Annotated in this window: 25 protein-coding genes and 10 tRNA genes; 31 read left to right on the forward strand and 4 right to left on the reverse strand. The window is 35.5% G+C overall.

Annotated elements, in window-relative coordinates:
* Positions 1 to 68 precede the first annotated feature (68 nt).
* From ACFOZ1_RS10035 to ACFOZ1_RS10050, 4 genes are all read left to right on the forward strand, one after another.
* Positions 69 to 536, forward strand: coding sequence for a MarR family winged helix-turn-helix transcriptional regulator (locus ACFOZ1_RS10035; RefSeq protein ID WP_390198948.1), 468 nt, complete (start codon positions 69 to 71; stop codon positions 534 to 536).
* Between the two features lie 87 nt (positions 537 to 623).
* Positions 624 to 866, forward strand: a complete 243-nt coding sequence (locus ACFOZ1_RS10040; RefSeq protein ID WP_390198949.1) for a glutaredoxin family protein — start codon at positions 624 to 626, stop codon at positions 864 to 866.
* A 66-nt stretch (positions 867 to 932) separates the two neighbouring features.
* Positions 933 to 1,277, forward strand: a complete 345-nt coding sequence (locus ACFOZ1_RS10045; protein ID WP_390198951.1) for a YppG family protein — start codon at positions 933 to 935, stop codon at positions 1,275 to 1,277.
* 281 nt (positions 1,278 to 1,558) lie between these two features.
* A complete protein-coding gene (locus ACFOZ1_RS10050; protein ID WP_390198953.1) occupies positions 1,559 to 2,287 on the forward strand; it encodes an alpha/beta hydrolase in 729 nt (242 codons plus the stop codon).
* Here the strand turns inward: ACFOZ1_RS10050 and ACFOZ1_RS10055 are convergent.
* Positions 2,284 to 3,189: a DMT family transporter gene (locus ACFOZ1_RS10055; RefSeq protein WP_390198955.1), complete on the reverse strand. Its 906-nt coding sequence runs from the start codon at positions 3,187 to 3,189 to the stop codon at positions 2,284 to 2,286. The two genes, ACFOZ1_RS10050 and ACFOZ1_RS10055, sit on opposite strands and share 4 nt — an antisense overlap.
* Positions 3,190 to 3,879: 690 nt before the next feature.
* Between ACFOZ1_RS10055 and ACFOZ1_RS10060 the strand changes: the two genes are divergently transcribed.
* Positions 3,880 to 5,331, forward strand: a complete 1,452-nt coding sequence (locus tag ACFOZ1_RS10060) for a degradosome RNA helicase CshA (protein WP_390198957.1) — start codon at positions 3,880 to 3,882, stop codon at positions 5,329 to 5,331.
* Positions 5,332 to 5,395: 64 nt separating this feature from the next.
* Here ACFOZ1_RS10060 and ACFOZ1_RS10065 read toward each other — a convergent pair whose 3' ends face one another.
* Together ACFOZ1_RS10065 and ACFOZ1_RS10070 are read right to left on the reverse strand one after the other, a co-directional pair.
* Positions 5,396 to 5,833, reverse strand: coding sequence for a hypothetical protein (locus tag ACFOZ1_RS10065; RefSeq protein ID WP_390198959.1), 438 nt, complete (start codon positions 5,831 to 5,833; stop codon positions 5,396 to 5,398).
* A 46-nt stretch (positions 5,834 to 5,879) separates the two neighbouring features.
* On the reverse strand, positions 5,880 to 6,647 hold the full coding sequence (locus tag ACFOZ1_RS10070; RefSeq protein ID WP_390198961.1) for a rhomboid family intramembrane serine protease: 768 nt from the start codon (positions 6,645 to 6,647) through the stop codon (positions 5,880 to 5,882).
* A gap of 327 nt (positions 6,648 to 6,974) precedes the next feature.
* On the opposite strand from ACFOZ1_RS10070, the gene acpS reads away from it, so the two are divergent.
* From acpS to ACFOZ1_RS10145, 15 genes are all read left to right on the forward strand, one after another.
* On the forward strand, positions 6,975 to 7,334 hold the full coding sequence (gene acpS / locus ACFOZ1_RS10075) for a holo-ACP synthase (protein WP_390198963.1): 360 nt from the start codon (positions 6,975 to 6,977) through the stop codon (positions 7,332 to 7,334).
* 57 nt (positions 7,335 to 7,391) lie between these two features.
* The gene (locus ACFOZ1_RS10080) at positions 7,392 to 8,894 is read left to right on the forward strand and encodes an NAD(P)H-hydrate dehydratase (RefSeq protein ID WP_390198965.1); all 1,503 of its coding nucleotides are present in this window, start codon (positions 7,392 to 7,394) and stop codon (positions 8,892 to 8,894) included.
* 84 nt (positions 8,895 to 8,978) lie between these two features.
* Positions 8,979 to 9,995 (forward strand): LolA family protein, encoded by a 1,017-nt coding sequence (locus ACFOZ1_RS10085; RefSeq protein ID WP_390198966.1) that lies wholly within the window; start codon positions 8,979 to 8,981, stop codon positions 9,993 to 9,995.
* 175 nt (positions 9,996 to 10,170) lie between these two features.
* Complete coding sequence (gene alr, locus ACFOZ1_RS10090; protein WP_390198968.1) at positions 10,171 to 11,292, forward strand: alanine racemase; 1,122 nt, start codon at positions 10,171 to 10,173, stop codon at positions 11,290 to 11,292.
* Positions 11,293 to 11,693: 401 nt separating this feature from the next.
* Positions 11,694 to 11,978 (forward strand): CopG family ribbon-helix-helix protein, encoded by a 285-nt coding sequence (locus ACFOZ1_RS10095; protein ID WP_390198970.1) that lies wholly within the window; start codon positions 11,694 to 11,696, stop codon positions 11,976 to 11,978.
* A 3-nt stretch (positions 11,979 to 11,981) separates the two neighbouring features.
* Positions 11,982 to 12,332, forward strand: a complete 351-nt coding sequence (locus tag ACFOZ1_RS10100) for a type II toxin-antitoxin system PemK/MazF family toxin (RefSeq protein ID WP_390198971.1) — start codon at positions 11,982 to 11,984, stop codon at positions 12,330 to 12,332.
* A 306-nt stretch (positions 12,333 to 12,638) separates the two neighbouring features.
* Complete coding sequence (locus ACFOZ1_RS10105; protein ID WP_390198973.1) at positions 12,639 to 13,505, forward strand: RsbT co-antagonist protein RsbRA; 867 nt, start codon at positions 12,639 to 12,641, stop codon at positions 13,503 to 13,505.
* A gap of 12 nt (positions 13,506 to 13,517) precedes the next feature.
* Entirely contained in the window at positions 13,518 to 13,874 is a 357-nt protein-coding gene (locus ACFOZ1_RS10110) for an STAS domain-containing protein (protein ID WP_390198975.1), read from the forward strand.
* Between the two features lie 2 nt (positions 13,875 to 13,876).
* On the forward strand, positions 13,877 to 14,284 hold the full coding sequence (locus tag ACFOZ1_RS10115; RefSeq protein ID WP_390198976.1) for an anti-sigma regulatory factor: 408 nt from the start codon (positions 13,877 to 13,879) through the stop codon (positions 14,282 to 14,284).
* A 73-nt stretch (positions 14,285 to 14,357) separates the two neighbouring features.
* The gene (locus tag ACFOZ1_RS10120; protein WP_390198978.1) at positions 14,358 to 15,362 is read left to right on the forward strand and encodes a PP2C family protein-serine/threonine phosphatase; all 1,005 of its coding nucleotides are present in this window, start codon (positions 14,358 to 14,360) and stop codon (positions 15,360 to 15,362) included.
* Positions 15,363 to 15,454: 92 nt separating this feature from the next.
* On the forward strand, positions 15,455 to 15,784 hold the full coding sequence (locus ACFOZ1_RS10125) for an STAS domain-containing protein (protein WP_390198980.1): 330 nt from the start codon (positions 15,455 to 15,457) through the stop codon (positions 15,782 to 15,784).
* Position 15,785: 1 nt separating this feature from the next.
* Positions 15,786 to 16,262 (forward strand): anti-sigma B factor RsbW, encoded by a 477-nt coding sequence (gene rsbW / locus ACFOZ1_RS10130; RefSeq protein WP_390198982.1) that lies wholly within the window; start codon positions 15,786 to 15,788, stop codon positions 16,260 to 16,262.
* Positions 16,234 to 17,025 (forward strand): RNA polymerase sigma factor SigB, encoded by a 792-nt coding sequence (gene sigB, locus ACFOZ1_RS10135; RefSeq protein ID WP_390198984.1) that lies wholly within the window; start codon positions 16,234 to 16,236, stop codon positions 17,023 to 17,025. Before rsbW ends, sigB begins: the two co-directional genes overlap by 29 nt.
* Positions 17,025 to 17,630 (forward strand): SpoIIE family protein phosphatase, encoded by a 606-nt coding sequence (locus ACFOZ1_RS10140; RefSeq protein ID WP_390198985.1) that lies wholly within the window; start codon positions 17,025 to 17,027, stop codon positions 17,628 to 17,630. The genes sigB and ACFOZ1_RS10140 overlap by 1 nt, the downstream gene beginning before the upstream one ends.
* Before the next feature lie 317 nt (positions 17,631 to 17,947).
* Entirely contained in the window at positions 17,948 to 20,146 is a 2,199-nt protein-coding gene (locus ACFOZ1_RS10145; RefSeq protein WP_390198987.1) for a Tex family protein, read from the forward strand.
* A 43-nt stretch (positions 20,147 to 20,189) separates the two neighbouring features.
* Here ACFOZ1_RS10145 and cmpA read toward each other — a convergent pair whose 3' ends face one another.
* The gene (gene cmpA / locus ACFOZ1_RS10150; RefSeq protein ID WP_390198988.1) at positions 20,190 to 20,303 is read right to left on the reverse strand and encodes a cortex morphogenetic protein CmpA; all 114 of its coding nucleotides are present in this window, start codon (positions 20,301 to 20,303) and stop codon (positions 20,190 to 20,192) included.
* Between the two features lie 70 nt (positions 20,304 to 20,373).
* Here cmpA and ACFOZ1_RS10155 point away from each other — a divergent pair, with 70 nt between their 5' ends.
* The 11 genes from ACFOZ1_RS10155 to ACFOZ1_RS10205 all read left to right on the forward strand — a co-directional run bounded on the left by ACFOZ1_RS10155 (position 20,374) and on the right by ACFOZ1_RS10205 (position 22,139).
* A complete protein-coding gene (locus ACFOZ1_RS10155) occupies positions 20,374 to 20,826 on the forward strand; it encodes a SprT family protein (protein ID WP_390198990.1) in 453 nt (150 codons plus the stop codon).
* A gap of 168 nt (positions 20,827 to 20,994) precedes the next feature.
* A tRNA-Asn gene (locus tag ACFOZ1_RS10160) sits at positions 20,995 to 21,069 on the forward strand.
* Between the two features lies 1 nt (position 21,070).
* A tRNA-Ser gene (locus ACFOZ1_RS10165) sits at positions 21,071 to 21,161 on the forward strand.
* A 12-nt stretch (positions 21,162 to 21,173) separates the two neighbouring features.
* A tRNA-Glu gene (locus ACFOZ1_RS10170) sits at positions 21,174 to 21,245 on the forward strand.
* A gap of 21 nt (positions 21,246 to 21,266) precedes the next feature.
* A tRNA-Asp gene (locus tag ACFOZ1_RS10175) sits at positions 21,267 to 21,343 on the forward strand.
* A 7-nt stretch (positions 21,344 to 21,350) separates the two neighbouring features.
* Positions 21,351 to 21,425: transfer RNA gene (locus ACFOZ1_RS10180), tRNA-Gln, on the forward strand.
* A gap of 119 nt (positions 21,426 to 21,544) precedes the next feature.
* Positions 21,545 to 21,617 (forward strand) — tRNA-Lys (locus ACFOZ1_RS10185).
* A gap of 91 nt (positions 21,618 to 21,708) precedes the next feature.
* A tRNA-Leu gene (locus tag ACFOZ1_RS10190) sits at positions 21,709 to 21,792 on the forward strand.
* Positions 21,793 to 21,855: 63 nt separating this feature from the next.
* Positions 21,856 to 21,932, forward strand: a tRNA-Arg gene (locus ACFOZ1_RS10195).
* Positions 21,933 to 21,975: 43 nt separating this feature from the next.
* Positions 21,976 to 22,049 (forward strand) — tRNA-Gly (locus tag ACFOZ1_RS10200).
* Positions 22,050 to 22,062: 13 nt separating this feature from the next.
* Positions 22,063 to 22,139 (forward strand) — tRNA-Ile (locus tag ACFOZ1_RS10205).
* The last annotated feature ends 102 nt before the right edge of the window (positions 22,140 to 22,241 follow it).

Consider the following 22,241-nt stretch of genomic DNA (forward strand, 5'->3'; position numbering starts at 1 on the left):
AATTATATTGACGTATTGTACTGCTTTCCATATAATACGTGCATAGAGACATGAGAGGATGAAAAGAGATGAATGAACGATCGTTATATGAAGAGAAAAAGCAAGACCCATCTCTCAAATTATTTGTAGTACTATCAAAAGCATATAGAGCGGTGTCAGATCAAGTAGCAGATGATATTAGAAGTTATGGGTTAAATACAACAGATTTTGGTGTATTAGAATTATTGTACCACCGAGGGGAACAACCATTGCAGAAAATTGGTGATAAAATATTATTGGCAAGTGGGAGCATTACATATGTTGTTGATAAATTAGAGAAAAAAGGGTATGTAAAAAGAACGCCATATGAAAAAGACCGTCGTATCATCTTTGCGTCGATTACGAAAAGTGGCGAAAAGTTACTTAATGATATTTTCCCTAATCATTGGAAGCAAATCGAAGCAATTACTGCTGGATTAGATGAAGAAGAAAAAACACAAGCAATTGAATTGTTAAAAAAATTGGGACACTTTGCAAATGAATTATCACATAAATAAAAATGACAAAAAAGCATATTGTATGTTTCTTTATATAGTAAAATGGGTATAAACTAATAGGTACAATTGCTATTAGGAGGAACAACAATGACAAAACAAACGCTTGATGTATATATTAGTGACAATTGCAAGGAATGTGAACAATTAATCGATTTTTTAGATAAAAATCAAATGTCATATGAAATAAAGAATATTTCGAATACAAAAGAACATTTGAAGGAATTGCAAGCAAACCAAGTTTATGCGACACCAGCAGTCAAAATTCCTTCAGGTAAGTTCTTGTTAGGTTTTCAAAAAGAACACTTAATCAAAGTATTAGGATTGAGATGAACAAATTCTCCTTTCGTGCATAGCCTATTATAAGAATAGATGTGTATAGAAACGGAGGTAAGTTGTATGGAACATAGACCCCCTTATCAATATTATCAAAATTATCCAAACCAACAGACACATTATCAACAAAATCCGTATGTATCACCTGACTACATGCAACAGGCAACAACAATGACTCCATTTCAATATTACCAAAAACCGACATTGCCATTGCCGTATCCTACCTACCAACCATCACCAAATTTAGGAAAACAGGCAAATCCTTTTATTAGTTATTTTCAGACAAAAGATGGCGAAATGGATTTTGACAAAGTATTCCAAACGGTGAACCAGTTAGCGGCAACATATCAACAAGTATCACCATTAGTGAAAAATGTGACGAATTTAGTTAAATCATTCAAAGCATAATAGAGAAATAATATTAGTAAAATCCGGACTTGTTTAGGTTGCCTATATCAATAGTTCGGATTATTTGTATGAGCAAAAATAAATCAATCGAAGGATAGACTATATCCATTAGCTAAAATCATGTCTAATGATGTTGAAAAGAGGGTAAACTATTTGTACGAAAATGATAACAAATTTAGATACAATGAACCACTGATACATGAATGATTCTACATAAATAACTGGCATGTTCGTGTAGGTAAAGGAACAGAATATAGGATTCTACTAAAGGAGGGATCGTTGTGTCAGGGTGCTTAGTCATTCACGGATTTACAGGGGGGCCATATGAAGTAGAGCCTTTGGCTAATTATTTGGAAGAGACAACCGATTGGGAAATTATAACACCTAGTTTACCAGGACATGGACTAGGTGAAGGGCGTGAATTAGATTTATCGAAAGTGACCTATGAGGAATGGATTACACATTGTGAACAGTGTTATTTTGATTTAAGTAAAAGACACGAAAAGATATACATTATCGGTTTTTCGATGGGTGGTATGATTGCTGCATATTTAGCTGCTAAATATACGTGCGAGAAATTAGTGTTATTATCCACTAGTAGGAGATACATTAGCATTCCGAGAATATCTCTTGACATTGTAATGTTTGGTCAAAAAGCAATTCGCAAAAAACTAGGAACAGATCCGCTATTTAATCATTATAAAAGTAAATATGGGTCGATTCCAGTTAGGGCAACAATTGAATTTTTAAAATGTATGAAATTCACCAAACCTTATTTACAGGATATTCATTGCCCTGTGTTTATTGCCCAAGGAATGCAAGATGGGATTGTACCATTTAAATCCGTGCATTACTTAGATAAAGAAATACCTGTAGATGCAGAAATTATGTATTTTCACGATTCAAAACATTTAATTTGTTTAGGAGAAGATCGGGATATATTAATTACGAGTGTAGTGAGATTTTTGCAAGACAAACAAAACCATAACACCTTAGCTGAAAATAGTTAAGGTGTTATGGTTACTTTCATTTTACGCTTTCTTCTTGTACTTGCAATGAATAAAAGGAGACCGAAAATCAAAATCATTCCTCCGAGCCATTGCCACCAAGAAATATTTTCATGTAAAATAATAAATGCTAAGAGACTAGCAGCTACAGGCTCAAAAATAATTCCTGTGGAGAATAAAGATGTGCGCATTCGTTTTAGTGCTAAATTAAGTAAATTTAAACCAATCACAGTTGGAACAATCGCAATAGAAACAAACACTCCCCATTCTTTAGTACTATAAGAAAAGAAATCATTTCTTAGTACGATATTGAATAGAACTGCACCAATGGTTCCGAATAAATAGGCAGTCGTCGTATATGTTAATAAAGAGACGTGTTTGCGTACTTTTTGTCCAAGTAAAAAATAAACCGTGATAAAGAAAGTCGCGAGCAATGCTAATATATCTCCGTAAAATAGCGTACTAGATTGCTTTAAATCGCCCCATGCAATAATAAAACAACCAGCTATAGAAATAATTATACTAATAGTAGCACCTTGGGAAAATCGCTCTTTAAACAATAAAGATGTTGCCAAAAAAGCTAATATTGGTTGTAATGCAATAAAGATGGCAGAACTAGCAACAGAAGTATAGTGTAAGGATTGAAACCAAAGGATAAAGTATATACAGAGACTAATACCAGCAAGTGCAATCAATAACCAGTCTTTTTTTGTTAACTGAACTAGTTCTCTTCGTTTAAAAATCAATAAGAATGGTAACAAAGTAATTGTTGCAAATAATAAACGGTAATTTGCAATCATAGCAGGTGGAACTTCTGTTGCAAGCTTAACGAAAATGGCAGCAGTAGAAACTGCTAGGATACCAATAATCATAATCATATAAGAATAGAACTTGTTGTCTTTCACATTTTCACCTACCAATTCGACTTTTCATATTTGGGGTACTGTAATAAGCATCACTACGTATTATTTGAAGAACATAATAAAAATTTTAAAAATATATATAGAATAAACAGGAAGAATGTGTTATGATAGACTAATCCATTGATTGGTCATTTAAAAGCCTCTTCCAAATGTGGAGGAAGGCTTTTTTCATTGCAGAAAATTATAGAATATCTAGTTGCAGATATATGCTGAATCTGCAGTTTTTACGCACTTAGATAAAACAATATTCATGTTTGCATGTTTTTACTGAATATGTTTATCATGGTGTCATCGTTCCGAATCCTATTTGAAAAATTAGTTATGGATAAGCGAACGCTAACTGCCTGATAAGTCTCGCTACAAAATCAGTAAGGCAAAATAACTCATACTGATTTAGGTCTCACTTTATTATGAATAGTAATCACTGTTTTTACAAGTAATGTGAGAGATATTTAATTTCATGCAAACAAACACACAAGTACATTTCTATGATGCCACGCAGTGAAAGCTTCTGCAACAAAGAAGGCAGGTCCTCTGTCTCTTTGTAGCCAAACATCTTCCTTACATGTTCAAAAATTCCGTTACTAATAACGAATATATGGGTAAACTGAAGATAACGAAGAAAAATGATAAATAGATGAGACTTTAAAGTTAAAGGAGTAGAAATAAATAGTGACAAATTTTAATCAATTAGGTATTTCAGATTCAATTATGAAAGCATTAGAAAAAATGGGGTTTGAGGAAGCAACACCAATACAAGCACAAACCATCCCGTTAGGAATTGCAGGAAAAGACGTTATCGGACAAGCTCAGACAGGTACTGGTAAAACAGCTGCATTTGGTATTCCGATGATTGAAAAAATTGATACAAGTGTCCGTAAAATTCAAGGTTTAGTAGTAGCTCCAACAAGAGAGTTGGCTATTCAAGTATCAGAAGAATTGCACAAACTAGCAAAAATCAAAGGTGTCCGTACATTGCCAGTATATGGTGGACAACATATGGAAAGACAAATCCGTGCATTAAAAGACCGTCCGCATATCGTTGTAGCAACACCAGGTCGTTTATTAGATCACTTGCGTCGTAAGACTATCCGTGTCGAAGATGTAAAAGTTGCTGTATTAGATGAAGCTGATGAAATGTTAAACATGGGATTCATTGATGACATTCGTGACATCTTAAAAGCAATTCCAGAAGACCGTCAAACATTACTTTTCTCTGCAACAATGCCGAAAGAAATTAGAAATATTGCTGCGACATTGATGAAAGAACCAGAAGAAGTAAAAGTGAAATCAAAAGAAATGACTGTATCTAATATTGACCAGTATTTCGTTGAAGTTCATGAAAAGCAAAAATTCGACACATTAACAAATTTATTAGACGTACATGTACCTGAATTAGCAATTATTTTTGGTCGTACGAAAAAACGTGTAGATGAGTTAACAGAAGGACTTCAAGCTAGAGGATTTAGAGCAGAAGGAATCCACGGTGACCTAACACAAGGGAAACGTTCATCTGTACTAAATAAATTTAAATTAGGTCGTATTGAAATATTGGTGGCGACAGATGTGGCAGCGCGTGGATTAGATATCTCAGGTGTAACACATGTATACAATTTCGATATTCCACAAGATCCAGAAAGCTATGTACACCGTATTGGGCGTACAGGTCGTGCTGGTAAAATGGGTGAAGCAGTTTCATTTATTACACCAAGAGAAGTGCCGCATTTACACTTAATTGAAAAAGTAACAAAAAGTAAAATGAAACGTATGACACCACCTAGCTTTGATGAAGCAAAACGTGGTCAACAACAGTTAACAGTACAAAAAATCGCGAAAACAATCGAGAAGAGAGACTTACAAGATTATCGTGAGACAGCAACGGAATTGTTAGAAGAGTACGATTCTGTAACAATTGTGTCAGCAGTACTAAAAATGTTAACTAAAGAACGTCGCCAAACACCTGTTACATTAAGCTCTGTACAGCCTGTTAGTGTGAAAGGTGCAGGAAAAGGCAATTCAAAAAACAAAAAATTTAGAAACGACAACAAGCGTGGATTCAATGCAAGAAAAGGGAAGCAAGGCGGACGTAACCGTAAATTCCAAAATAAACGTAGCAAAGATTAATATATAAAAAACCTGAACAATGTAGTATTTTCTACTACGATGTTCAGGTTTTTTGATTGGGAAATTATACAACAAGTATTCCGACAATCGATAATGTAGGAATTGCGAGAATTGTCGCGATTCCTACAAAATGAAATGTTTTAATCAAATTTTGCTCGCTTGAAGACAACTTTTCTGTAGGAATCTCTTGTTTTGTAATAAATACTTGAGCAATACAAAAAGCAGCCAATCCCAAAATAATAATGAATGGTATGATTTTACTTGAAAAATCTATTGCTGCGTCTTGAGCGTTAACAAAGCCAAAAACAAACAAAATAATTGGTAACGCTTCAATTAACGCAACGGAAATAAAATATTTCGTTTGCTCCTTTTGTAAGGATTGTTGATTAAATTTGTTCTCATTGATTAGATTTGCAAGTCTGTATACAAGTCTTTTATATACAACGAGAATGCCAATCCCAGCAATGAGTCCAGCAATAACGAATAACGATAATGATACCATAATGTTCCCCCTCACTTATTTTTATGTATAAAACTTGGACTATGTACTATCTTTGTAATAATGTTGCCATAACCCCAAGTAATACTAAAATGATAAAAATTGTCGTGATAATTGGTTTGACATATTTTTTATATTTATATCTTTTTTTGTTCCAACGATTTGGATCAAAACCAATCGAGTCATCTGTAGATTTTCGACGTCTATTTCTGTAAGGAGAATAGGCTTTTACATTTTTTAAGATAATTGGCCCTAATGCAATCCCAGCAATAAATCCAAATAAATGACCTGTAATATCTATTCCTGGTCGAATAAAAGTCATAATGATTCCAATCACAATAATAACTGTAATTACTTTTGCGCTTTGTGGATCGATTAATTTCTTTTCGAATAATACCATAAACATGTACAGTCCGAATAAACCATAAATAGCTCCAGATGCACCTAAATAATAATTCATTGATTCTGCATTTGCGAATAATGAAAGGATATTTGCAGCTACGCCTGTAAAAAAGTATGCAAATAATAATTTAAACTTTCCTAACATTTGTTCTAATGCTGGTGCAAATAAGATAAGAGAAAAGGAATTAAATACAATGTGACCAATCCCTGCATGTAAGAAAATAGATGTGAATAATCGCCAATACTCCCCTTGCTGTATAAGGTAGTGATTTCCAACACCATAGTTATAAATGATATTCCCAATAGGATCAATCATATTACTAATTAACCAAATGGAAATTTGTATCACAATGAGCACGAACGTCACAGGGTAAAAATACATAAAGTCTTTGAAACTTTCCGTTCTTAAGAACATAAAATACCTCCATCATTCATTCAATCATTACCGCTTTATTCCTAATCTTAGCACAAAACTTTGATAGGATATAGTAACTACCACACTTTTACTTCTCAACAAAAGGGTAGTGCGCTATACTAATACAAAAGAGACTTAGAGAATCCAAGAGCCACACAGGGAATCCAAGAGCCACACAGGAATTCCACGAGCCACGCAGGAATCCCACGAGCAACACATGCCATCTCGATTCCAAAGTAACCAACCAACGAACCAAATAAATAAAAAAGCCCCTTCATCTCACTAATAATTATAATAAAAAATCAATTAAAAAATAGGAGTATCACCATGATTAAAGGAATAGGAATTGATATTATTGAACTTGATCGAATCAAAGAAATAATAGAAAAAAAACCGAAAATAATTGCTCGTGTGTTAACACAAAACGAAATAGAATTGTATAACCAGCTTCCAACCGAAAAAAGAAAAATCGAATATTTTGCAGGGCGATTTGCTGCAAAAGAAGCTTGTGCAAAAGCTGTTGGAACAGGTATTGGAGGGGAAGTTGGATTTAAGGATATGGAAATAAAGAGAAGTGAGTTAGGCGCACCGATTCTCTCGCTTCATGGATTAGAATCTAACAAGCTTCACCTCTCGATTTCTCATAGTAAAGAATATGCCATAGCACAAGTAATAATTGAATCATAATCGGTATATTAAGAGAGGTTGTCTCATACTATTTTAATGCGGGTAGGAGGGAACAAGATGTACATCGTAACCGCGGAAGAAATGTACGAATTAGATCGACATGCGATAGAGCAAGGGGGAATGAGCGGTCAATTATTGATGGAGAATGCAGGGAGAAGCATTGCAGAACGCATCATTCAAAGTGAGTGTAAAACAAATTCCATTGCGATATTGGTTGGTAGTGGTAATAATGGTGGAGATGGATTTGTAATTGCAAGATACTTAATGCAAGCAGGTTTTTCTATTCATGTCTTTCAAGTAGTTCCTAATGAGAAAATAAATGGAGACGCGCTTTTTCATAAACAATTATTTTTGTTGCAAAATGGTGTGTGTTCATTCATGGAAAGTCCAGAAGAGTTCATCAAGGAATTAGAGCCATTTGATGTCATTGTTGATGCAATGTTAGGGATTGGTGTAAAGGGTAAGGTTAGAAGTCCAATGAAAGAAATCATTGCATCGATCAATCAATGGTCAAAAAAAGTGATTGCTCTAGATATTCCTAGTGGACTTCCTGCAGACGAACAGACAGCACTAGACATAAGTGTGAAAGCAACTAAGACTTATGTTGTGGAGGCACCAAAGCAATCATTGTTTACAGAATGGGGTGCTCCGTATTATGGAGAATGGGAAGTGGTGTCAATTGGTATTCCTTCTATTTCTTATCAATCAAATAGCTATGTAAAGAAATGGACAAAGGAGGACATTGCATCAACTCTTCCGAGAAGAGATCGATTTGCTCATAAAGGAACGCATGGAAAAGGATTGCTCATTGGTGGTCATAAAATGCCAGGATCGGTCGTATTAGCTACAAAGGCTGCATTGCGATCAGGAGCAGGGTTGATTACCGTTGCTACGGAGAAAGATACCATTCCTATTATTGCATCTCATTGTATAGAAGCGATGTATGAACAATGGAATCATTTTATAATCAATAGAAATGATGTACAACGATTTGATGCAATTGCAATGGGAATGGGAGTAGGCAAAGAACCTTTTTCAAAAGATATAATGAATAATCTGCTTGAACAAAAAGAGATACCTATTATTGTGGATGCGGATGGATTAACGCATCTGAAACCATTATTGCCGATAAGAGAAGAGAGAATAGCACCTGTTATCCTTACACCACACTTTGGAGAGATAGCGATGTTATCAGGAAAAACTATATCTGAATGGAAACGGTCACCATTTTTCCTTGCTAAACAGTATGCCATGACAAATAATGTGTATATTGTCTTAAAAGGAAAATTTACAATTATTACATGTCCTGATGGTACGCAATATGTAAGTGATACTGGTAATGCGGGCCTAGCTAAGGGTGGTAGTGGAGATGTATTAGCAGGGATCATGCTCTCTATGATTATGCAAAACCAATCGATAACGGAAGCGATTTGCAATGCTTGTTATATTCACGGGAAGTCTGCAGAATTATTAGTAGAAAGTGGACAACATACGGAATATGATTTACTTGCATCTGATGTAATTGATGGTTTATCGCAAGTCTTTCGTACAATTTTCTAACGTGTTATCGTTCCCTTTGTCCCAAGAAAAGTAGCGTAAATATAGAAGCGCTTTTCTAAAATGAGACAAAGGAGAGTAGTGACGGTGAAAAAATATATCGTATTACTAATAGGTTTGTGCTTTATGTTTACATTAGCAGCATGTGGAGAAAAATCAAAAGAAGATGTAGTAGGTAAATTAGAGAAAATGGTAGAAGAGATGAATGCATACGAGACGCAAGCCTTAATGAAATTAAAAACAGGCAAAGAAGAACAAGCATTTCGTATTGATGTCACTCATAAGAAAAATGATTTCTACCGTGTGTTATTGAAGAATGAACAAGATGAAGGAAGTAGCCAAATTATCCTTCGTAATGAAGATGGTGTATTTGTATTAACTCCAGCACTGAACAAAAGTTTTAAATTCCAAAGTGATTGGCCTGCAAATAATAGCCAACCATATTTAGTGCAATCATTAATACAAGACATTGTAGATGATAAAGAGGCAATATTTACGCAAACAGAAGAATACTTTGTTTTTGAAACAAAGACAAGTTATGAGAGTAATAGTAACTTACCATATCAAACAATCTATTTTGACAAAAAAACATATGCACCTGTGTTAGTGAAAGTGTTAGATCATGACAGAAACGAATTAGTAGAAGTAGAGTTTACGTCATTTACATTGGACCCAGAATTACCTGAAGATACATTTAGTATGGAGAAGAATATGACAAGCAGTATTTTGGGGATTCCTGTAATGGCAGATGAAGATACGTCGAAGGAATTAACAGTGTATTATCCAGCAGAACAATTAGGTGCAGAACTTATAGAAGAGAACCAAATGGACACGGAGAATGGAAAGCGTGTCATGCTATCGTATGAAGGTGAGAAGAATTTTACAATTATTCAAGAGGTAGTCACAACATATCCTACGAGTACAGGATCACCTGAAGTGATTAATGGCGACCCAGTAGATTTAGGATTTACAGTTGGTGCAATGTCTCAAGCATCGATAGAATGGCAATATAATGGTGTGAACTATTATTTGGCAAGTGATCAATTAACAAAACAAGAAATGATAGATGTCGCAACATCTATTCATACACAAGCAATTAAATAATTAGTAAAAAGATAGCATAGACTAAGAAAGTTGGTTTGTGCTATTTTTTTTTTGTTTGCTTAAACTTATTATTCTATTGTGCATAAATAATCGCTTTCACTTTTTATTGTGTTGTAGATCGTTATGGTGATGTATAATGGATAGATAAAGAAAAGGCAGAAAGGGTTAAGGCATAATGAATAAGTTTTACCGCGATTCATGGATAGAAGTGAATCTACAACATATTATAGATAATATAGAACAATTAAAGCAAAAACTTCCGAATCATACGAGGATATACGCAGTCGTAAAGGCGAATGCATATGGGCATGGAGATATAAGAGTTGCAAAGGCAGCGTTAAAAGCAGGAGCACACCGCTTAGCAGTAGCAACATTGGATGAAGCATTGCATTTGCGTAATGCAGAGATTAATGCACCTATACTTGTATTAGGTTGGATTAGACCAGAAGATGTGCCGTTAGCGATTCAACATGAGATTACGGTGACATGTTTTCACAAGGAATGGATAGAAGAAGTGAGAGCACTGGATATAACGAAGGCGATTAAAGTCCATCTCAAATGGGATACAGGTATGGGTAGGATTGGCATAAGAACAGAAGAAGAATTGATCACAATCTTATCTTTATTACAACATCCTAATTTTGAATTAGAAGGGATTTTTACGCATTTTGCAGTAGCAGATGAAACAGACACGACGCATTTTGAAATGCAGCAAACACAATTTGACAAGCTATATGATACTTTTCAAAAGTATTGGGATAATCATGAGAACGTATTACTTCATACGGGAAATAGTGCGGCAAGTATGCGATTCCCAGATAAAATGCTTGATTACATTCGTTATGGTATTAGTATGTATGGCTTATATCCATCTAGAGTAGTAAAAGAAGAGCGGCCAATTACACTAAAACCAGCAATGTCGTTATATAGTCGACTGATCAATGTAAAAAGAGTAGAACGTGGGACGACAATTAGTTACGGAGCAACATACGAAGCAAAAGAATTAGAGTGGATTGGTACTGTGCCATTAGGTTATGCAGATGGGATACGCAGAGGGCTCCAAGGGCAAGAAGTCTTAGTGAATGGAGAACGATGTGAAATTGTAGGAAGAATTTGTATGGATCAATTTATGATTAGACTTCCTAAAGAAGCAAAATTAGGCGATAAAGTAACGTTAATTGGAACACAGGGAAAGGACACAATCGAGATGGATGAATGGGCAGATAAATTGAATACAATTAACTACGAAATTGCATGCATGCTAAGTTCCCGTGTCCCACGAATATATATCGAATAAATGTGGCATAATTTAGTTAGACGAAACAAAAGCAAAAAGCACCCGTTTAGAAACGTAGCGACTGGAGTGAACCAACTGAGATAAAGGAATCACGGTGAGGAACGAACCGAAGATGACTTATCGTAGGGAGGTTTACGAAGTCGCGTAGTTTCTGGGTGCTTGTGCTAGACGAAACAAAAGCAAAAAGCACCCGTTTAGAAACGTAGCGGAATGGCTTTGGTTCTGGACATGTATGCTAGATAAGATTGTCGATCAAGGATATCCATATTTAGCACCTGTTTATTCTTTCTCGCTATAGAAAAAAATCAAGAAATTTGCAGAATTCCCTTTGCAACAGCTTTCTAGAATGGTATGATATTAGTGGATTAATATTTTGAGCTTGTCAATGTTGGTGGAGGTGTATGGTTTTGTCTGAAGACTTACAAGAAGTTGCGGTGAGATTACCTAAAAACCTGCTAAATGAGGTGGATGGCTTGATGAAAAGTGAAGATAGTAATTTAAGCGATTTTATTTGTCAAGCAACAAAAACGTACTTGCGAGAAAAGAAAAGACGTCATATTCAAGAATCCATGCAACGTGGGTATATGGAAATGGCTAAGATTAATCTAAATATTGCTTCAGAAGCTTTCCAAGCTGAAGAGGAGGCAGAAGTTACACTTGAGCGCTTAGTGAGCGGCGGGGTGTAGGTTTTGATTGTGAGAAGAGGCGATGTTTATTTCGCCGATCTTTCACCTGTAGTTGGTTCAGAACAAGGCGGAGTAAGACCAGTATTAGTATTGCAAAATGATATTGGTAACCGTTTTAGTCCTACTGTCATTGTTGCAGCAATTACTGCGCAGATTCAAAAGGCAAAATTACCGACGCATGTAGAGATTGATGCTAAAAAATATGGATTTGAACGGAATTCTGTTATTTTATTAGAGCAAATTCGTACAATCGACAAACAAAGATTGACTGATAAAATAACGCATTTAGATAGTGCAATGATGGAAAAGATTGATAAAGGATTAGAGATTAGCTTAGGGTTAACTGATTTCTAATGCTTTATTTTACTATAAACACACAGTAGATTAGATTCTCCCTCATTGTTTAACTCCCATGTCGAATTGTGGCGTGGGAGTTTTTTGTTGTCGTGTTTTGAGATGCAGTGTAAACCAATTGTAAGTAAAAATACTCTGCCACATGTGACGCAACATCACATATAAATAGAGAAAAATGTCAATCATTGATAATTTTTGTACTTTAAACTACAAAATAATCGTTTTTTGTAAATAGTTCATGTAAAATAGTATGTATGCAAAATACATTTATAAAATATTTAGTGATAATTATCGGAGGTAATAGAAATGCCAGAAGCTTTACGTAAAATTGTAGTCGAAAATAGTGATGAAATCGCTAAAAATTGGCTAGAAGAATTAGCAAGTAAAAAGCAAGATGATTATACTGCAAATATATCAGAAGAGTTATATCATACAACAAACAGAGAATTTGTGAATGTCATATTCTCAAGTATTAACCAAAAACGTAATACATCGGCATTCGAGGATTTTTCTGAGCGTTTAATTAATTTAGGTTGGCCATTAAGTTATATTACAGATGGGTTGCAAACGTTTAGAAGAGTAACCATCGATTTTATTTTAAGTCAATCAGAAGTAGTAGATTCCAATAGCTTTTCAAAAATTATGTCTGTTGTAGATAATTGGGTAGAACCAATTATTAACCAGTTAGTGAATGAATATTCTGGAAGTTGGGAACATACTGTATCACTTCAACGTTTAGCATTGCAAGAGTTATCAGCGCCTTTAATTCCTGTAATGGATAATATTACAATTATGCCACTTATTGGAACAATCGATACAGATCGAGCGAAATTAATTATGGAAAATTTACTTGAGGGTGTCATCAAACATAATGCAGAAGTCGTTCTCATTGATATTACAGGTGTACCTGTTGTGGATACAATGGTGGCTCATCACATTATCCAAGCTGCAGAAGCGGTAAGGTTAATCGGTGCTACATGTATCTTGGTAGGAATCAGACCTGAGATTGCACAAACAATTGTTAATTTAGGAATTGATTTAAGTAAATTCCCAACTAAGAGTTCTTTAAGAAAAGGATTTAAGACAGCATTGAAAATGACGAAAAGAGAAATCGTAGAAAAAGGTGAACCAAAAGGCAAAGAAATTACAGAAATTCTAGGTTCACTAAAATAAGGAGGGGAGTTTATGAGAATACCAATATTGAAATTGCACAACTACTTATTGGTATCTATCCAAATTGATTTAGACGATCAGACAGCTATCGAATTCCAAGAGGACCTTTTAAGTAAAATACATAAAAGTGGAGCGACTGGTGTTGTTATTGATTTAACATCTGTAGATATCATTGATTCATTTATTGCAAAAGTATTAGGCGATGTTGTATCAATGTCAGATTTAATGGGAGCAAAAGTGGTGTTGACAGGTATTCAGCCTGCCGTTGCGATGACGTTAATTGATTTAGGCATTCATATGCGAAATGTACCGACTGCGCTTGACTTAGAACAAGGACTGATTAAACTTCGCCAGGAATTGGAGGAGTGATTATGACAACAACTCCATCCTATGTACAAATAAAGAAAGAATGGGATATTGTTGCAGCTAGACAGATGGGTCGCGAGAAAGCGAAAGATTTAGGTTTTGGCACTGTCGATCAAGCAAGAATAGCTACTGCAATTTCAGAACTTGCACGAAATATTTATTTATATGCCCAAAAAGGAATGGTTTCCTTCGAAATTGTTGGGGATATGAATAGGATTGGCCTTAAAGTGATAGCTGCAGATGAGGGGCCAGGTATCGCTGATTTAAGTAAAGTGATGGAAGATGGTTATTCCACATCAGGTGGACTTGGAGCTGGGCTGCCAGGGGTAAAAAGATTAATGGATGATTTTGATATCGTTTCAGAAAGAGATAAAGGAACAATCATCACATCAATAAAATGGGTTAGAAAATAAAGAGGCGAATACTACCTATCATAGATAAAGAGTTATACATTATAGCTGATGCCGAAGTTAGGAGGTAGTGAAGATGGAGCCCTTTCGTTTAGAAGTGGACAGTTACCGTAAGTTATTAGACAAATATATTACTACAGAAGATGAGAATTCGTTATATCAAGCAGAACAATTCAGTAAAATATCGATGCAAAAAAATATTCTACCAGAGGAAATTATTCATATTCATATTCAAGCATTGAAGGACCTTTATCCTGACTTACCTTGTGAGATTGATAAATCATTAAATTTCTTGCTTGAAACAATGATTTCGTATGGACTTGCTCATCAAGAATTTCAAACATTAAGAGAAAAACAAGGGAAGTTAGAATCAGAAATATCTGTTGCAGCAAATATGCAACAAACACTCTTATCAACAACGATTCCAGAGGTACCTCATTTAGATATTGGAGCAATAAGCGTTCCAGCTAATCAAATGAATGGAGATTATTTTCATTTTGTTTCAGATGAGTATGGGAATTTAGGTATCGCAATTGCGGATGTAATTGGCAAAGGAATCCCAGCAGCACTTGCGATGTCGATGATTAAATATTCCTTAGATAGTGTACCTGAAACGAGAATGGACCCACCTTTTATTTTGGATAATTTGAATCGTGTCGTGGAAAGAAATGTAGATGCGAGTATGTTTATTACTATGTTTTACGGGTTATACCATTCAGACACAAGCACATTGAAATTTGCATCGGCAGGGCACGAGCCAGGATTTTATTATAATGCAAAAGAAGATACATTCCATGAAATACAAGCAAATGGACTTGTGTTAGGTGTCACAACAGATGCTTCCTATGAACAATGTGAAATTCAACTAGAAAAAGGCGATATTATTGTATTACTTACAGATGGTGTGACAGAATGCCGAATAGGAGAGAAGTTTGTAGAATCAGATGAAGTGTTGCGTGTCATCAGGCAATATATGGACTTACCTGCACAAGAAGCAGTGGAGAAGGTATATCGTCATTTTGTAAAATTACAAGATTTCCAATTAAGGGATGATTTCACATTGATTTTCTTAAAAAAATAAGTTTAGCTAATACTTATTAGGGAATAGAATTTGTACAAGTCGATATAAAGAACGATTTGGATTATATGGACTGAAGTAGGAGGTATAGAACATTGAATTTATCGATTGAAGTAAATGAACAAGAGGTTACAAAATCGCTTAAACTAGCGGGTGAAATAGATGCATATACAGCGCCGAAACTAAAAGAAGCTTTGTTACCATTAGTGAAGAACAGACAAGCTACCGTAATTGTCGATTTAGAAGATGTCAATTATATGGATAGTACGGGTTTAGGAGTATTTATTAGCGCGCTAAAAGCAACGAAAGAATTCGAAAGTGAACTGAAATTAGTCTCATTACAAGATCGTGTACGTCGATTATTCGAAATAACAGGGCTTGATAATATTATAAATATTGACTCAACTGTACGAGGTGGGAAATAAAATGGAAACCTTTGACTTCATTGAAATGAAAGTGCCAGCAAAAGCAGAATATGTAGGTGTAGTGCGATTAAGTACGTCTGGAATTGCGAATCGAATGGGTTTTACGTATGAAGAGATTGAGGATTTGAAAGTTGCCATTTCTGAAGCGATGTCTAATGCGACAACACATGCCTATAGCAATGGTGAACAAGGAGAAGTAACGATAGGATTTGGTATGTATGAAGACAGACTAGAAGTGATGGTAGCAGATCGCGGAGGAAGTTTCGATTTAAACAATGTCAAATCTGAAACAGGACCTTACAAAAGTGACCAGTCTATCGAAGAGTTAAGAGAAGGCGGTTTTGGATTATTCTTGATTGAGGCATTGATGGATAAAGTTGAAATCAAAAACGACTATGGAGTAATTGTTTTAATGACGAAATACCTCCGTGAAAATGAGGTGGATGTGAATGGCGACCAAATCTCAACCACACCATAATCGGGAGGATGAGGTTTACCAATGGATTAAAGATTTTCAATTGAACCCTGATAATAATGATATACAAGAGAAAATCGTCCTAACCTATCAAAAACTTGTTCGATCACTCGCAAGAAAATATGCGAAAAATAACATGATTTATGAAGACTTAGAACAAGTAGGCATGTTAGGATTATTAGCGGCGATTAGAAGATATGATCCAGAAATCGGTAAATCTTTTGAATCTTTTGCAATCCCGACAATTATTGGTGAAATAAAACGATTTATCCGTGATAAAACATGGAGTGTACATGTACCAAGACGTATTAAAGAACTCGGACCAAAGATTAAACACTCCATTGACTTCTTAACAACAGAGAACCAAAAGTCACCAACTGTGAAAGAGATTGCAGAATATTTAGAGGTTTCGGAAGAAGAAGTTCTAGAAACAATGGAGATGAGTCAAAGTTATAATGCTTTATCTGTTGATCGCAAGCTAGAAGCCGATTCAGATGGTAGTGAAGTTTCTATTCTTGATCTAATTGGAAATAGTGATGATGGATACGAACATATTGATCGTCAACTATTATTGGAAAAGATTCTACCAATACTAAGTGAAAGAGAACAACAAATATTACGTTACACGTACTTTGAAAGTAAGAGTCAAAAAGAAACTGGTGAATTATTAGGGATTTCCCAAATGCATGTATCCAGAATCCAACGTCAAGCGATTAAAAAACTAAGAGAAGCACTACAAGCAGAAAATATGGAGGCAACTCGTTAATGCCAAATAGTCAACAAGTAGAAGTGTCAGTTTTTCAAAAAGCGAAAAACGGAAACTATTATTGTGGAGACAGCTATTACTATGAGCAAGATGAGGAATACTTTATCTGTGCACTTGCAGATGGTTTAGGTAGTGGAGAATATGCAAAGGAATCATCGCAAATTGTCATAGAAACAATCAAGAGTAATCGTGATATGCCTGTGAAGTTATTATTACAAAAATGCAATCAACAATTAGTCGGTAAACGTGGAGTCGTATTAGGAATATTACAAATTGATTTAATCGAGCAAAAATATCATTATTCTTCAATTGGTAATATCGGTTTATTGACATTGAATAAGAATGTAAAAAAACGGAATATCCCTCAAGCAGGTTATTTAAGTGGATATGATCGTCCGTTCAAAATCATTACAGACAAGATAGAAGAAGATATGATTTTTATTATGTTCTCAGATGGGGTAACGGAAAAAGAAATTTCTAATCCTTACTTTTTACATAATAATGTCCATCATATAACAGATACATTTGCATACTTATATCAACAAAAGTTAGATGATGATACAACATTAATAGCGATGAAATATACCAAAGAGACTTTCTCATAGAAACAATGGGGAAGTCTTTTTAATTATGATAATTAAATTAATTGGGGATAATGTTACAGACGATTCACACTGTGATAAAATAAGAAAGAGAAAGCTAGAAAAGCACATGAATTTGCTAGGTGGATTACATACAGCAATATCCATATCCAGCTCTATGATCCGGAAACTAGGTGACTTTATGAATCAACCATCAATATAGAAGACTTACCTCATCTGAATGCGTGGGGTTTAGTCACGCTTGTACTGGTGAGTATAAGTCATTACCGATTCACAAGCACATCGTGATGTTTGCTTCACTCCATTCGCTACGTTTCTAAATGGACGCTTACGCTATTGTTATACGAGGAGGAACAAATTTGTCAGATAAACAAGTATTGATCAAGTCTGTAGCCGAACAGACAAAAGTAGCATTGAAATCAGTGAAAAGTGTAATTGAATTATTAAATGAAGGCAATACCGTGCCCTTTATTGCAAGGTATCGTAAAGAGGTAACAGGCTCATTAGATGAAGTACAGATTCGCGAAATACAAGAATCATGGCAATATGTGAATGCTTTAGCAGATCGCAAAGAAGAAGTTATTCGATTGATTGAAGAACAAGGAAAGCTCACTGCAGAATTAAAGCAAGAAATCGAAAAAGCTACAAAATTACAAAAAGTAGAAGATTTATATCGTCCATATAAACAAAAACGTAGAACGAGAGCGACAGTTGCGAAAGAAAAAGGATTAGAACCATTAGCGAAGCGCGTGTATTCGCAAGAGGATATCGATATCCGGGCAGAAGCTCATGCGTATTTATCGGAAGAGAACGAATTACATACAATAGAAGATGTATTAGCGGGAGTACAAGATATTATTGCAGAGTGGATTGCAGATGAACCGACATATAGAGAATACATTCGTGAGCAAACATTACAAAAAGGGACTATTCAATCAAGTGTGAAGAAGGAAGAGCTTGATGAGAAGAAAGTTTTCGAAATGTACTATGCGTATAGTGAAGCAGTACGCTCCATCGTTTCGCATCGTATTCTTGCATTGAATCGTGGTGAAAAGGAAGATGTCATTAAAGTGTCAATCGAACCTCCAATTGATGCAATATATCATTACTTAGAGAAAAAAATATTAAGATCTAGTACAAATGAGACAAACAAAGCATTACTTATAGAAACAATAGAAGATAGTTATAAAAGATTAATTCAACCATCCGTAGAAAGAGAAGTCAGAGCGACGTTAACAGAAAAAGCGGAACAACAAGCGATTGATATTTTTTCAAAGAATCTAAAGAATCTTCTATTACAGTCCCCGCTTAAAGGTAAATATGTGCTCGGTGTGGATCCGGCTTTTCGTACAGGGTGTAAGCTAGCAGTTGTTGATGATACAGGTAAAGTAAAAGAAGTGGATGTTATGTATCCCACTGCGCCAAAAAATGATATAGCAGGTGCAGAGAAAAAAGTTGTATCTTTATTTAAACAACATCCAATTGAATTAATTGCAATAGGTAACGGCACTGCTTCCAGAGAAACAGAACAGTTTATTGCAGATACAATTGAAAAAAATAACTTAAATGTTGCATATATTATTGTAAATGAAGCGGGTGCGAGTGTGTATTCAGCATCTAAGTTAGCCAGAGAAGAATTCCCTGATTTGCAAGTCGAAGAAAGAAGTGCTGTATCGATAGCACGAAGAGTGCAAGATCCATTAGCTGAATTGGTAAAAATCGATCCGAAATCAATAGGTGTTGGGCAATATCAACACGATGTAAGTCAGAAGCAATTGAATGAATCCTTGACATTTGTCGTTGAGACTGCAGTTAACCAAGTTGGTGTGAATGTAAATACAGCATCTTCTTCTTTATTACAATACGTTTCTGGGTTAAATAAAACAGTTGCTAATAATATTGTAAAATATAGAGATGAATACGGTAAATTTACAAATAGAAAGACATTAAAAGAAATACCGAGACTTGGAAATAAAACATATGAACAAAGTATCGGCTTTCTGCGTGTAGTGGAAGGTGATGAGCCACTTGATCGCACGCCAATACACCCAGAAAGTTATAGTGCTGTAAAACAATTGTTAAAAGAAATTCAATGTACAACAAACGATTTAGGAACAGATAAATTAACGAGCCAATTACAAACATTAGATAAGCAAGCAATTGCCGAGAAATTGAATATAGGTGTACCAACATTAGAAGATATTCTAAAAGCATTAATTAGTCCGAATCGTGATCCACGTGATGATTTCCCACAACCATTACTAAAGAAAAGTGTCTTGTCAATGGAAGATTTAAGTGAAGGGATGGAGCTGCAAGGTACTGTTCGTAATGTAGTTGATTTTGGTGTATTTGTAGATATCGGTGTAAAACAAGATGGGCTTGTTCACATTTCTAAGATGTCTAATAAGTTTGTGAAACATCCGATGGACATTGCTTCTGTTGGTGATGTTGTAACAGTTTGGGTGGACAGTGTCGATGTTGCGAAACAAAGAATAGCTTTAACAATGGTAAAAGAATAGTGAGTAGAGACTTTTGGGCAGGACATTGCCTGAAAGTCTTTTTTTAGTCATCCATCTTGTTACAATAGAAAAACCAACATTGATTTAATATGAGGATGCGTTTTTTATTCCTTTCTAAGAAAGCACCTGTTAACTGGTTTCTAAGCCAAGTAGGCATAGTGAATCCCTCCGAATTATTGTGATAATATGCTATTATTGTATGAGGATGAATAAAAGGTGTGATTAGATTGAAGCAATACAATAAGGAACAGTTAAAAGAATTAGTTCATCAATTATCGGTAACTTATTTCAACAAGCCCTTTATCGATGAAGTTTCTTTTAATAATCGATTAAAAACGACAGGTGGTAGGTACTTACCATCGAAAAGAAAAATCGAATTGAATCCAAAATATTTAGAAGAATTAGGTGAAGAAGAATTCATAGGCATTATTAAACATGAATTATGTCATTACCATCTACATATTGAGGGGAAAGGGTATATGCATCGAGATCCAGAGTTTAAGGCATTGCTTGCAAAAACAGGTTCACCTAGACACTGCAATCCATTACCTTCTATGAAAGTAGCGTATACGTATCAATTTGAGTGTACAAAGTGTCATTGGCTATATAAAAGAAAAAGAAAAATAAATATGAATAAGTATAGATGCGGGAAATGTGGAGGGAAATTAGCGCTTTGCTAAAGAAGAAATTTCATAAAAACTATTGACGAACCATTCTGAAATATGTTAAGTTATATAAGCTTCGTTATTAAATAAGTTTGTCTTATTAAAAAAGTTTTCAAAAGTATTGACAAGACAAACGAAATGATATATTATATTTAACGTCGCTAATAAATGACAAAACATTATTCCACAGTAGCTCAGTGGTAGAGCTATCGGCTGTTAACCGATCGGTCGTAGGTTCGAATCCTACCTGTGGAGCCAAGGAGAAGTACTCAAGTGGCTGAAGAGGCGCCCCTGCTAAGGGTGTAGGTCGTGTAAGCGGCGCGAGGGTTCAAATCCCTCCTTCTCCGCCATTATTTTTTTTTGGCCCGTTGGTCAAGCGGTTAAGACACCGCCCTTTCACGGCGGTAACACGGGTTCGAATCCCGTACGGGTCATAAGTTATAGTTTGATAAGTGGGTCCGGTAGTTCAGTTGGTTAGAATGCCTGCCTGTCACGCAGGAGGTCGCGGGTTCGAGTCCCGTCCGGACCGCCATTTTTGTTGGGCTATAGCCAAGCGGTAAGGCAACGGTTTTTGGTTCCGTCATGCGTTGGTTCGAATCCAGCTAGCCCAGCCATTTTTTTATTGCATTTGTAAGTAATGAGAATTCGTCAAGTATGACGAATTACTATTTAATAGAGTTTGATCGAATTTTCACATTTTTATTTGATCACTTTAAAGCAGATGCACAATCACGAGCCATTAGCTCAGTTGGTAGAGCATCTGACTTTTAATCAGAGGGTCGGAGGTTCGAATCCTCCATGGCTCATTTTTACTTGTGGACGGATAATTATCTCATGTGTTTTCCACTTTTCAACAAACTTCCGTAGCACAATTTGCTTTAATCAAATTGATATATTGCGGTCGTGGCGGAATGGCAGACGCGCTAGGTTGAGGGCCTAGTGGGAGGTAATCCCGTGGAGGTTCAAGTCCTCTCGACCGCACTTAAAAAAAGACTTGACAACAACAAGCGCTTCGTGATATATTAGAGTATGTCGCTTCAACAAGCGCCCGTAGCTCAATTGGATAGAGCGTTTGACTACGGATCAAAAGGTTAGGGGTTCGACTCCTCTCGGGCGCGCCACTTAATTTATTGTGCGTAACCGAAAAATATTATAACTATATATGCGGGTGTAGTTTAGTGGTAAAACCTCAGCCTTCCAAGCTGATGTCGAGAGTTCGATTCTCTTCACCCGCTCCATTAACTCATAAATGGGCCTGTAGCTCAGCTGGTTAGAGCGCACGCCTGATAAGCGTGAGGTCGGTGGTTCGAGTCCACTCAGGCCCACCATTTATAAACTTGATCATTGAAAACTGAACAAAACAACCAGTATGATATATAGTAAGAAATGCTAGCTTTTAGAAGCGAGCTTAAAGTCAACTTTATTTGAGA

The sequence above is a fragment of the Gracilibacillus marinus genome (assembly GCF_042651725.1).
GTDB classification, from domain to species: Bacteria; Bacillota; Bacilli; order Bacillales; family Amphibacillaceae; genus Gracilibacillus; species Gracilibacillus marinus.

What these genes read in the sequence shown, in the direction of transcription:
- ACFOZ1_RS10035 (WP_390198948.1), top strand. Translation starts at nt 69, where the DNA reads ATGAATGAACGATCGTTATATGAAGAGAAAAAGCAAGACCCATCTCTC.
- ACFOZ1_RS10040 (WP_390198949.1), top strand. Translation starts at nt 624, where the DNA reads ATGACAAAACAAACGCTTGATGTATATATTAGTGACAATTGCAAGGAA.
- ACFOZ1_RS10045 (WP_390198951.1), top strand. Translation starts at nt 933, where the DNA reads ATGGAACATAGACCCCCTTATCAATATTATCAAAATTATCCAAACCAA.
- ACFOZ1_RS10065 (WP_390198959.1), bottom strand. Translation starts at nt 5,833, where the DNA reads ATGGTATCATTATCGTTATTCGTTATTGCTGGACTCATTGCTGGGATT.
- ACFOZ1_RS10070 (WP_390198961.1), bottom strand. Translation starts at nt 6,647, where the DNA reads ATGTTCTTAAGAACGGAAAGTTTCAAAGACTTTATGTATTTTTACCCT.
- acpS (WP_390198963.1), top strand. Translation starts at nt 6,975, where the DNA reads ATGATTAAAGGAATAGGAATTGATATTATTGAACTTGATCGAATCAAA.
- ACFOZ1_RS10080 (WP_390198965.1), top strand. Translation starts at nt 7,392, where the DNA reads ATGTACATCGTAACCGCGGAAGAAATGTACGAATTAGATCGACATGCG.
- alr (WP_390198968.1), top strand. Translation starts at nt 10,171, where the DNA reads ATGAATAAGTTTTACCGCGATTCATGGATAGAAGTGAATCTACAACAT.
- ACFOZ1_RS10095 (WP_390198970.1), top strand. Translation starts at nt 11,694, where the DNA reads ATGGTTTTGTCTGAAGACTTACAAGAAGTTGCGGTGAGATTACCTAAA.
- ACFOZ1_RS10105 (WP_390198973.1), top strand. Translation starts at nt 12,639, where the DNA reads ATGCCAGAAGCTTTACGTAAAATTGTAGTCGAAAATAGTGATGAAATC.
- ACFOZ1_RS10110 (WP_390198975.1), top strand. Translation starts at nt 13,518, where the DNA reads ATGAGAATACCAATATTGAAATTGCACAACTACTTATTGGTATCTATC.
- ACFOZ1_RS10115 (WP_390198976.1), top strand. Translation starts at nt 13,877, where the DNA reads ATGACAACAACTCCATCCTATGTACAAATAAAGAAAGAATGGGATATT.
- ACFOZ1_RS10120 (WP_390198978.1), top strand. Translation starts at nt 14,358, where the DNA reads ATGGAGCCCTTTCGTTTAGAAGTGGACAGTTACCGTAAGTTATTAGAC.
- rsbW (WP_390198982.1), top strand. Translation starts at nt 15,786, where the DNA reads ATGGAAACCTTTGACTTCATTGAAATGAAAGTGCCAGCAAAAGCAGAA.
- sigB (WP_390198984.1), top strand. Translation starts at nt 16,234, where the DNA reads ATGGCGACCAAATCTCAACCACACCATAATCGGGAGGATGAGGTTTAC.
- ACFOZ1_RS10140 (WP_390198985.1), top strand. Translation starts at nt 17,025, where the DNA reads ATGCCAAATAGTCAACAAGTAGAAGTGTCAGTTTTTCAAAAAGCGAAA.
- ACFOZ1_RS10145 (WP_390198987.1), top strand. Translation starts at nt 17,948, where the DNA reads ATGGACGCTTACGCTATTGTTATACGAGGAGGAACAAATTTGTCAGAT.
- cmpA (WP_390198988.1), bottom strand. Translation starts at nt 20,303, where the DNA reads ATGCCTACTTGGCTTAGAAACCAGTTAACAGGTGCTTTCTTAGAAAGG.